Below are 11121 nucleotides of genomic sequence, written 5' to 3' on the forward strand. Positions count from 1 at the left end.
TCATCTACTTTGATATGTTCAATAATGTTAGTCGCCGTTTTAAATCAAGGTAATCTATTGTCCCCAAAGGGAATATAAAAAGACGGTCACAGCGTCTGAGTTAATAATCTCATATGGTGACAAATGCAATATCCCTTTTATGACAAAGAATTTTTACAATGGCTGTGAGAAAAATCCGACAAGGTTGGTGGTAGTATTCCCATATACTTTTACTTCTCAGTGTTGTTTAATTGCTATATTGAATTTTCAATGGTTGAGGCCATCTTTTATAATCTGTATTATTCATAGGTGAGAGGTTTATGTTGATAAATGAAATAAATATTTTAAATTTAGAATTTCCTTCAGATATATTTACATCCCTCAATTATCGAAGTTTGAGTAAAGTGTGTTCTATCTCTCGGGTTTTAACTTTTCACTTATCACATCCCTGAGTTATTCAGTGAAAGAGTGACAATCGCAAAGATAAAATTCTGCTAATGACTCTTTTTAGTCATCATTTCTATTCAAAATTCGTTCAATCCATCCTGGCTAAGGATAGTGAGTAAAAAGAAAGGGACGTTTAAAATGTTAAGTGTAGCGATTACAACCCAAAATGCTTTCTATGAGTTAGGTTTGCATTCTCTACTCCAGAAAGTTTTTAATAAAGAGGGTGTTGAGGATTATGTATTTCTTAATCCGTATGAAAAAAAATCGACACACCTGGCTAATGTGATATTTAAAGATTTTATGGTGATCGTCAATATATATCAAGAGAGTGGATATATTGCGAAGTGCACCAGTAGTATTCATACCCCGATGATGACAGTCAATATTCCTTTTAACAGCAGTCAACTCGATATCTATGACATCATCTCTAAAATCAAGAAAATCTTGGCAATTGCACGCCTCAGTCACTGCAATATGATGAACAGCGATATATTCAGACGGTTAGGACTTAAGAATTATATCCAACTCTCTATTACTGAAAGTAGAGTGGTAGAGTTGACAGGACAAGGTTATACGATTACCGATATTTCAAATATACTTGAGCGCTCTGAAAAGACAGTATTAACCCATCGAAGAAATGCGATAAGAAAACTGGGCGTATTAAATCGCTTAGAGTTTTATAACTATGCATCACATATGAAAAACTATAGCAATAAAGAAGCCATATTTATTTGTATCTGATTTACAGTGTGTTTTTTACTGCGATATATCACATTCCTTTTTGCGACAAGCGAAAATTATCTCCCCATCAGTAGTGAAATTATCACTTCACGCTATATTGTATAATGTCGCGTGAAGTGATTTTTGGACTGATATTAACGGGCTGAGACAACTTTGGGATTGAAGCTATTAATAATTTGTACGTAATGCTTACGTTGATGTTCAGTAAATTCACCTCCGGCGGTCGTCAAAGTGAAAATAAGTACGACACGATTAGCTGGATTTGAGATGGCATGATGCGGCAGTAATACGATGGATTGTACCTGGCGAGTAATTTCCCCATCTTGCAAAAAGTTGTTTGCTACTTGGACTACGGGCAGTTTCGCTGGACCAAGCTCATGTTTGAGTAATTTTCCCTCAATTTGAAATCCAGGTAATTTATTGCGTAATGCTTCCATCTCTTTTTCACAGAAGTCTTCAGGTGTTTGTTCTTCATCTAATAAAGCACGGTTAATGATAATGGTATATTCGTGGTTATCCGGATCTCTGAACATTAAAATGTTCACGGACTGATCCAGAACCGGGGCCGTTGTCAGAAAGGTGCCCTCAAAAATAGAATAAGTAGAAGAAATAGCATTCATAGGATTTTAAGCTCCCGCATTTTTGTTATGTATGGGTAATAACAGCACTTCAACGCGCCGATTTTGATCTTGTCCTGCTGGTGTGTCATTTGATGCAACTGGTTCTAATGCTCCCATCCCTCGGATAATGAAATCTTCTTTTGCAAGAGCACTGTTTTTGATTAACCAGTCCCGTACCACAACTGCGCGTTGTTCGGAAATTGTCGTATTGAATGAAGCACTGCCGGTATTGTCCGAATGACCGATAATGAGAACTTTTCTACCTTGATGCTGCTCTACCAGCAGTAACAAGGATGCCAAAGTTTCGTTTGTTTGCGCATTGGGCTTCAGTTTTATGCTATTTGAATCAAACATCGGGGCCATTTGGGTAGAACTAAACGCAGGGATAGCTTGATAACTTTCAATTTGATGATTTATTTTATTTAATAGCGGTGCGCATTGGGATAATCCCCATCGTGTAATATTTATTATATTCAGGCAGTTAGAGTATATTTTGGCCTTATCAGTTAACTTCTCAATATTATCCGTAATATGTTGCATGGATATATCGTTCATATTGCCCAAAGTTGCCATCTGTTGGTTAAATTGGTCATGGCGAGTTTTTTCTTGTGATAAAGAATAGGCCATATGTACTGCTAATAGCACGGTGGCAAAACCTAAACTCCATAACCATTTCGGCGGTGTCGGGGTTTCAATAGCAGTCGATTTCACTACTGGGGCTATTTGTGGTTTTCGCCAATTAATTACTTCCGGGAAAGGTGGTCGTGATAGGGATGAGGCCAAACCAGGCAAAATCCCCAATGTTTTTTCCAGCCATACCGACCAGGCACCATGTTTGATAAACCCTTTTCCGTTATCGGATAAAATCACATCAGTCAGCTGTAATGATGTGCGGGAAAATAGGCTTTTTAAGCTATTTGTCACGCCGGATTGGTTTAACCAAATAAATAAATTATGTGCAATGGCGTGACGCTGAGAAGAAAACGCAGCACTGCTAGTATCCTGCGACTCAAGTTTTTGGCTCAATGTTTGGAAAGCAGTTGTAATATCAATCTCTTTTTTATTGGCAAGATTAATATTCCCAGTCCAATATGCATTATCAGGATTATGGCTAAGACGCTCCTCACTTAACTGCATATAGATAGCAAACACGCAGGGAAGGGGTGTTTGCAAGGATAATGCAGAAAAACTGTTCTGCCATTTTGTCAATTGTGAAATGATAATTGATGTATTTTCATATACATCCGGTAAGAACGGGAAAAAGGCCAAGACCTGTGCCGACGGGTGATGTGCCGCAATATGTTTGAGCTTTTTTTGCAATGTTTCTGGGTCAGGAATTAAGATCCAAATAGCCTGACTGGAAAAACGCGTATTATCGGCAGCTCCTGGATGACTAAACCACTTGGCGGCATAGGGGCCAAGAATCAAAATAACGGTATTCCCCTGGTGTGCAGTTTCTACAACCGTCGGTTGAGGGGGCTGTTGTGGTTCTGGCTGAGAGGGTTCCGATTTAAGGGTGTAATGCCACCATACGTTGAGCACCAATAGCGCCAGGAAAATAATAAAAATGGCATTATTCCATAACGTATTTTCATACAAAGCCATACTGGCTATTAATACGCCACTGGTTGCCAACCAGAGCAGTAATAGCGACTTATTTAATTTGAGCTTAAACATTTAAGACAGATCACCTAAATAACGAGAACACCAAAACCAAAACACACTGAGCGATAACAGGGCGGCAAAGAGAGGTAAGACTAACGATCGCCAAATTCGACGTGGCTCTGGTGTTTGTTCTATTTTGACAGGCTCCTCATTTTCGCCTGTTTCCTCCGGTTCTGGCTCCACCTGAAGATAATCGTTATCCATAACCCGATTAGGTGGTGATAGCTTATGACCATACTGCGCAAGTAATTGCTGTGATTTCACATCACGGGAAGGCAAATTACGCGCGAGGACAAGTATTTTTAGCGCATATTGGCAGATGACTTCATCATCACTATTTAATAGCGCTTCCAGGCTGACACTATCAGCAGGAGCTGGCGTGCTGTAACCATAGAAATAGTCTAATAACAAATAGTTATCCCAACTTAGCCCCTTATCTTTAATTGTATTTTCAGTACGTTTATCCAGATAGTGGCAAAGCTGGTGACATAACCTGTCCACTTCGATGGGGGGGTGTTGTTCTGATTTCAGGGTGAGGCAAAATGCTTCGATCTGCTCAATCAGTTTTCGCTGAAAACCGGATAACGACGGAATAATACCGTTAAAAGATAATAAGGTGTCGATGCTTAAAATTTGTTTGAAAATGTCTTCGCTTTTCACCAGGGTTTCTCCACAACATCACCCCAACCCTGCAAGCGAATATAAGGACATATTCTGACAGAGCATGGGTTTGAATCCGTTTCGGTATTAAAGGCCAGTTTTAACTCAAAGATTGAGTCATCGGTTTTGGTAATGATTTTCTTCATATTGCTGATATCAACATGTTCAGCCATAACTTGAGTGTTTTGTGCGTTATAAACACCTATGTGCCACCATTCCACATCTTCACGGGTGAAATCGGCTTCATGCTTTTCTATTTTTAGCGTTTTTTTATTGACCAGAATTAAAGGTTCTAGCCACTGCTCGTGGGAGGCAGGGAGATCAGTGAAATAACTGACTTTGCTGGTACCGACGACATCCGGATGTACGCTTCGCTGGCTAAAATTAACCCCAAGACGATATTCGAACTCTTGTAAAGTACGTTGTGAACCCAAGGTATAACAGCCAAGTTCTGCGTTGTTTTGTTCAGTGCCGAGAAGAGTACGGACCCGGCTTTTAGCGATTTTGTCCCGCTCCCACCAGGCCAGTTCTACCGCGCCAGATTTCTTGGCCTCATTATTGTGATCCGACCAAACTTTGCTGTGCTTGCTGCGGGTATAGAAATGCCACAGCAGGATTTTGTGCGGAGCATAACAATCATAGCCATGGGTAAAAGCGCGAGCAGCCATGGCAATTTCTTCCCCCAGAAAGAAAATGTCGGGGTCGTTAGCGACTTCACGAACAAAGCAGCCATCGGTGAATATGAAACCAGCAGCTAAATACCCACAGCGCACAGGCGCATTTTCGGTAAAAGGCGTGGACATCATTTGCACCATGCCTTCAGGGGTAAAAGTATTAAAAATCAGCCGGCTAACATAATCTTTTCTGTTTTCATTCTCACCGGGTTCATAGCCTGGAGGATAAGCGGATAATATCGGCTTAGGGCTTTTGTCACGTAGATTATTTAACATCGTGATCATTTCATGATCCCAGTGTTGAATAAATCGACAATGGGAGTCTATTTGCAAGAAATAAGTTTCGTCCTGAAAAAGCCCTTCAGCCATATGTCTGGCCCAACAAGCCCCTTTGCTCTCATAATAATGCACAGCTAAAACCCATATATGCGCCTGGTTATATTCCAATTGATGCAATGGATAGCCAAGATGGGTTTGACTTTCTATCAGTCGCATTCCCTGACTAATGAAAGTATTGATGTCATTTTCATCTTGCCAGAAAACAGCAATATTGAGATTTTCGGGACTTTTAGCTGTATTTATCATGTCATGTAGCGTCGGGATCAATTCTGAATCCCGATAGCTCGCAATGCTCACAAAAATAGAAGATACAGACTGCATATATAATCCGTGTAAATTAACAGTGTTGCCCTAATGGGTTAATTAACCTGCAAGATAATTTCTGCGGCGGCGCTAAAGTTGCCGTTAGCGGGTTTGGCCGTGGTTGATACTGGTTCCAGAGTGGCTTTCCACTTGAATTCAGCCGGTGTCGCACTGGCGATATTGAGCTTTTGCTCGCGATCACTGCCATTGAGTGCCAGTAATTTGCCGGAACTGTCGCTGATTTTTATGCGCATCCGGTCATCCTGACCATCCTTGTCTGTGACTTTGATGTAATTCCCATCGGCAGTTGGCGTTTGCGTGGTAATGGCGGCGGTAGCTGAATATTGCCCGTAATCGGTTTTACAGGTGATATCAAACTCCAGATCCCGTTCGACCCCATGACTTAATTTGCCGGAGGTGACCAGCCCGAAATCCACTATTTTGGTGCCGTCAAAAGTACAAGAGGGGGTACTAATAATGGTGATTTGACCGATGTCCAGTTTCTGTGCGAAGTTGGCTACGCTATTACTGTTCACCCAGTTATAGGCCGCAGTACCTGCCGGTAAAACCAACTGACCGGCGGTATTGGTTAAGGAGAGTGTCTCTTTGGTTTTATATAACTCAATTCTGAAATAGGTGTTAGCCGGATACGTCCAACGACCAATTTCAGTGGTAAATTCCATCGCACCATTCGTGTTGAATAAGCCAAAAGCACCGCCATTATTCCACATGGGTTTAATAGCAATACCGTCGATATTGGTGGCAAACAATCCATTACCCAAATCATTTCCCAGCAAGGCGGCGACATTTTTACCGTAAGGGTTGCCAATGGCGCAATCGACATAGGTCACCCTCGTCCCCTGCATTGCTGAATCCGCCTCAGCAATAAACTTAGTAGTATCTGCGGGGGCATCTGCATCAATAGTGAGAATTAACCCAGGTATACTCATGGTTGATGGCAGAGATCCGCCTTTATCGCTTTCTGTATCAATGGTACAGATGGCGCTTGCTTGCCCGGCGGTAATCGCGCCGAATGCCAATATAAAAAGCGTCCTTGTCATGGCTAACTACTCCTGTCCTGCATCAAGTTTAGCAATCAGTTCTGGTGGAATGATTTGCAGTAATTCACCAAAGCTTTTGCCAATGGTTTTTTCTGAAAAAGACAATAGCGCGATCACCGGGCTGCTAGGCTCGGTCGTCGCAAACCATTGGCGTACTTCAATGAGTCGGGATAACGCGTCCGCGCGGTTTTGAATTCCTTTGGGCGCGGTGGGAACTTGCGCTGCAACGGCTATCGCCGGTGGCTGTTGCAATGGTGGCGAGTGTGGCGCGGGCGGATAAGTGGGCGTCGCAGTATCAGTGGGTGCACTGACTGCGGTGACTATTTCCTCAGGCTGCCATTCCGGGGCCGTGGTATAGGCTTCACTGTCCTCGGTTGCCGTAATATATTCAGGTGTTTCAAAGGCCGCGATTGGCGTGATATCGGCGATATTGCTTCCGCCAAAATGGCGTAACACCGCCGTCAATCTGGCAAAATCTGGGGTGACATCACCGAGAGAATGGTGGAGACGCGTGGTTAATTCCAACAGCAATGCATAAGCTTTCTGCAATGAGAGGATCGCGCTATCGGAGCGGGCCTGCCAATCATGCTCAATGGCTTCCAGAGTGGCTTCTTCCAGTGCGCCTTCTTCGCGCGGGAACGAATACGCTTTCTCAAGCTCTTTGACTGATATTTGCATTCCTGCGGCTTTGGGCAGGGGTTGGTTGCGAAAATCAGCAATAAAACCATCAATATCGTCTAATTCTGCAAAAGCATTGGCCCGCATGAAAGGTTCAAACTCGCCTTCATCAAGTAATTGTGGATGTAGTTCATCCGGCCAGGTACTCAGACACCACAACAGGGCTTCCAGCCCTTCCTGCACCGCACTTACACCAATTTGCCGCAGCCGACAGCGCATCAGAATGATCAGTAACCGAATATCGCGGGCTTTACCTAGCAGCTCAAGGCATTTTCGCTCGGTGTCGGTCCAGTTGGTTGGCTCCGCGACTTCAACAAAGTTACCGTACTCGGCGGTTAGTTTGGGTTGCAGTTTTGTTTGCAGCATCAGAAATGCCGAGTCATATTCCAGGCTTGGGCCGCAAGGGTTATCCCCCGGAATAGGCTGCATCAGGCGGTGATAATAACCGGTGCTATCCGCGATACTTGGTACACTCATGTTTCTTCCTTTTAACGCCATGGGTGGACGTCGTTTAATTTTTCACTCTCGGAGTTAGCCGTGATGCTGATGGATTAATAACGGTGCATTTCGGGTTCAAAACTCATTCCGCGCACGTTGGCAGTGACATCATCTCTGGCTAGCCAACTGGTGTATCCCAACTGGCTGGTGCCCTCCAATGTGGCGGTTGGAACCTCATCGGCGGTGAGCAGCAACTGCACTTCCCAGGCATATTCAAATCCGACAAAGTTACGCACCCATTCACGTAATACCGGTAAATCCTGTCCTGATGGACTAAATCGTAAATACTGTTGCAGGCTGAGTGGGCCGAGTATCAGCTCGAATTTATGCTGTCGGTCTAAAACGGTATCGCCCAGAATGGCACCATCGCCTAACAGCATCGCCGAGGCACCATCACCCAGTTGCGTCTGGTCACTTTTATCCAAAAAGATCCACTGTTGGGCGTATTCGACCATGCTAACTGGCACTTCAAAGTAGTATTGCAATGCGCCGACTAAGCCTTCGGGGTTACGTGCTTCACGTATAAGATGGGCGGATGAAGCGAGATGGGCATGCACCGGCAGCGCACTGTGTGTCAGCTCCGCGGGGTCTAAACCGGCCAGGCTGCCGATATAAAAAGAGAATTTCTCATCATGTTGTCTGTCTAGCGACGCGGTGTCCTGAGAGACAAACCATGCACGATAGAGCTGTGATAGCGCTCGATGATGAAAGAGATCGGCAAAATCGGTCAGTGTATGGTCATGCAACTCAGCGCGGGTGTAGGCCAGTTCAGTCATTTGCAACGGCATCGCGCCGTGCGGCCCCCAGATACCCAGACCAAAAAGCTGTAGGTCCATCTTCCCGTCTTTCATTTCAACATGTGCTATCTCACGTGGTGAGAACGCCATATTGGCACTTTGCCCGATACGGAAAGTTTCCTGTTTCGGCAGCATAGCTTTCGCGGGAGCGGGCATATCGGGGGTTCGCGCCGCATTAGCCCGCATCATGCTGATAAAACCGGCATTCCAAGGCTCTGCTTGCTGATACCAGGTATCCAGATTGAGTTGGCTCTGCGGCTGCATGCTGTCGTCCGGTTGCATTACAGCACTCCCCGGCGACCAGGACGGGCTTTCCACTGACCGACACGCCCTCTTTGCATTGAGTGCAGTTCAGTCTCGGTAAACACATTAATCGCGGCATGGCGTGCCAAATAGTTTTCCATGATCAAGCCAAACAGATAGGGGCTGATGCCGGAGAACCCTTCTTCATCAACGGTCAGGGTGCAACAGATCCCACGACCATAAACCAGTAAGCCGTTACCGGGCAGTCGTCTGATTACCGGCTCGCTTTGGCAGCCAACCAGTGCATCAATTTGTGTGTTCGATTCAAGATCTGAGGCGCTAACAAACAGACGTAGCATGTTACGTAGCGACTCACCCCCATTGGCGTGGGTCATATCGGATAGCGGCAAGTAGTTGAAACTGAGCTGACGGATTAACCGCCAGGCTGATTCATCTATCGCAAAAGGGGGCCGTGGGGGGCTGGGCTGAAATACAAAGTGCGCGCCGTGTACTGGAGCTGAATCCGCCATGGTTAATTCAAAATTGCCATTACTGGTAATCAATCGCGGCAGATCTCGGTTAGTCACCTGCGCTTCAATGGATAAATACCGCAGGTTATCGCCATAGGGCGCTTCTTGTTGATCAACCAGCGAAACGAAGACCTCAGTGCTGGCATAAGGCGTACGAGTGTCATATTTACGTTTATTGTTCTGACTCGTTCTGGGCTTACGGGTAATAGAAAAATAGCGACCAAAATTACCATTGTCGCAATGGCGGGTTTGGTAGAGTGGGTTAAATACCACCTCTTTGCTGGTTTCCGCCTGTTGACCAAAGACTTTTGTGATGGAGAAAACCTCGTAATCGAGTGGGCGGCTTCGGTCTGGCACCACATGAAAGTCATTCAGTGCACGATTAATCTCAATCTTGTCCATGCGCTTCTGGAATAGATTAATCACCGGGGTGCAGTTCAAGAGGAAGCGAGAGGGGGCCACATGACTCACCAGCTCTTGTGGCAGCCGATCCAGTAAGATAATAATCTCCGCTTCGTTGGTGTGATTATTGCGTAGACTTTTGGACAGTTGAGTCAGCGTGAAAAAATAGAACCGCTGGCGGCAGGTGAAGTATTCCTGCATCAGGTTATGACCATGGAAAATATTCCACGACAGTGGCAGCAGGCTTTGATCAGGGCTTAACCCCTCAAAAGCCAGAGCGTCATTGCTTATCACGGTATCTTCTGCTGTCACGCCGTGCCCAGCGCGGATGATGGTTGCAACATGGCTGGCATGCAGAAGCTCAAAGATGTGAGAGACGATCCTCTCGTCACCATTGATATAGATAGGCAGCCTATCCAGCCCGGCGAGCTGTGAAAATTGCAGGTCGCCGACCAGCTTTAACTTAATGCGCAAGGCACCCTTTAGCCGATGATAGGAAATACGGTGCTTTTCCAGATTAGGCATATCGGGAGGAATGGAGCTTAGGCGCGCTTCTGTTATCTCCAGTGGCCATAATCCGACATCCTGCCCACTGCGAAACTCACAACGGGTCGTTTCACCTGGGGCAATATGGGTGAAAAATGAACTGCCACGAGGGACATTATAACCCTGAGTCAGATCACCTTCTTTTAGGTTTGGCTTCAGTTGAATCACGCCCATGGAAGGGGTGGGGGAGTTGTAATTGGGATAGACAATATCCAGCAAGCGCTGAGTAAATTTAGGGAATTCGGCATCCAGCTTAATTTGTGTTCTGGCAGAGAGAAAGCAGAAAGACTCGATCAGGCGTTCGACATAGGGATCGGCAACTTCAATTCCGTGCATGCCTAAGCGGCCCGCTATTTTAGGATGCTTATCTGCGAACTCCTGCGCCATTTCGCGCATAAAAGTCAGTTCTTTATTATAGTAATCAAGAAATTTGTGATCCACTTACTGCCTCAGTTGTTATGCCAGCTTTATTTCGCCTAATCAGTAGAATCGCATCTGTTGATATTCACTTATTCGGATTTAACATATTCAGCGATAGCGAAACAACAGTTTTATCAATTGCGTATATACACGTAGGAATATCAAAAATTATCTCCATCCGCTGCGTTGATTATGTGGATGAAGATTTATAATAACTATTTTTTAATCCTGTTTAAGGGAGGGATTATTACATGCAAGGTTTTTTCGCTCAATGAACTTTAAAACCTCGATAACAATCTCATGGCTATTTATTGTTAATATTCAATAATAACAGTGCGTTAAATTGTTATTGATATGTGACTTTAGGACTTTGTTATGGGCGAAATTCCTAATTTAACTTAACGGCTTTTTCATTTTACTCCTGCTTTCTTTCTTATTTGTAGGAATTTTCACACTTAGTAAAGTGAATTATCCCATGATATTGATTTTGTATTTTTAAATATGGCGTTGTGCATGGT

9 protein-coding genes are annotated in these 11121 nt (G+C 44.5%); 1 reads left to right on the forward strand and 8 read right to left on the reverse strand.

The annotated features are described in order from the left end of the window. The first annotated feature begins 564 nt into the window (after positions 1–564). A complete protein-coding gene (locus HU019_RS16905; RefSeq protein WP_174847380.1) occupies positions 565–1167 on the forward strand; it encodes a helix-turn-helix transcriptional regulator in 603 nt (200 codons plus the stop codon). A gap of 134 nt (positions 1168–1301) precedes the next feature. Here HU019_RS16905 and HU019_RS16910 read toward each other — a convergent pair whose 3' ends face one another. From HU019_RS16910 to tssF, 8 genes are all read right to left on the reverse strand, one after another. Further along, entirely contained in the window at positions 1302–1787 is a 486-nt protein-coding gene (locus tag HU019_RS16910) for a DcrB-related protein (RefSeq protein ID WP_174847316.1), read from the reverse strand. A gap of 6 nt (positions 1788–1793) precedes the next feature. Beyond that, positions 1794–3464: an OmpA family protein gene (locus tag HU019_RS16915; protein WP_174847315.1), complete on the reverse strand. Its 1671-nt coding sequence runs from the start codon at positions 3462–3464 to the stop codon at positions 1794–1796. After that, positions 3465–4112 carry a hypothetical protein gene (locus HU019_RS16920; protein ID WP_174847314.1) on the reverse strand — a complete coding sequence of 216 codons (648 nt, stop codon included), beginning with the start codon at positions 4110–4112 and terminating at the stop codon, positions 3465–3467. Continuing rightward, positions 4109–5446, reverse strand: a complete 1338-nt coding sequence (locus tag HU019_RS16925) for a GlcNAc-transferase family protein (protein WP_174847313.1) — start codon at positions 5444–5446, stop codon at positions 4109–4111. Before HU019_RS16925 ends, HU019_RS16920 begins: the two co-directional genes overlap by 4 nt. A gap of 38 nt (positions 5447–5484) precedes the next feature. Next, positions 5485–6489, reverse strand: a complete 1005-nt coding sequence (locus HU019_RS16930; RefSeq protein ID WP_174847312.1) for a fimbrial protein — start codon at positions 6487–6489, stop codon at positions 5485–5487. Between the two features lie 6 nt (positions 6490–6495). Next, complete coding sequence (locus HU019_RS16935) at positions 6496–7644, reverse strand: type VI secretion system protein TssA (protein WP_174847311.1); 1149 nt, start codon at positions 7642–7644, stop codon at positions 6496–6498. A 74-nt stretch (positions 7645–7718) separates the two neighbouring features. Further along, positions 7719–8744 carry a type VI secretion system baseplate subunit TssG gene (gene tssG, locus HU019_RS16940; protein WP_174847310.1) on the reverse strand — a complete coding sequence of 342 codons (1026 nt, stop codon included), beginning with the start codon at positions 8742–8744 and terminating at the stop codon, positions 7719–7721. Beyond that, a complete protein-coding gene (gene tssF / locus HU019_RS16945; RefSeq protein ID WP_174847309.1) occupies positions 8744–10624 on the reverse strand; it encodes a type VI secretion system baseplate subunit TssF in 1881 nt (626 codons plus the stop codon). Before tssF ends, tssG begins: the two co-directional genes overlap by 1 nt. Positions 10625–11121: the final 497 nt, after the last annotated feature.

Source organism: Yersinia artesiana (assembly GCF_902726545.1).
GTDB lineage: Bacteria > Pseudomonadota > Gammaproteobacteria > Enterobacterales > Enterobacteriaceae > Yersinia > Yersinia artesiana.